Origin of the sequence: Nostoc sp. UIC 10607 (assembly GCF_047228265.1) — a bacterium.
In the GTDB taxonomy this organism is placed as follows: domain Bacteria; phylum Cyanobacteriota; class Cyanobacteriia; order Cyanobacteriales; family Nostocaceae; genus Nostoc; species Nostoc foliaceum_A.
On record NZ_JBIQNW010000300.1, the window covers coordinates 1 to 248 of the forward strand.

General features: G+C 43.5%; 1 pseudogene. It reads right to left on the reverse strand.

The features are described from left to right. Positions 1-248, reverse strand: a pseudogene (locus tag ACEYW6_RS36840) (IS66 family transposase); the annotation flags it as partial.

Here is a 248-nt window from a genome sequence, read left to right on the forward strand (position 1 = left end):
CGTTCATTGGTTGCCACTAACGTTCCTAACCCAATTTCAATTTGCCCCAGTTCCCACAACATTTCTTGCTGTTTTTCATAGGGCATGTGTGCATAATTGTTTACCCATCCTAAGAATGCCTGTAATCTAACTCCTAAATCTTGCCCTGGAACGATATCTGGCGACCATGAAGCTGTTTGTATATTTCCACAGCACTCACACACGCAGGTATGGCGTTGATATTCCACTATTTCAATGGGGCGTTCTAC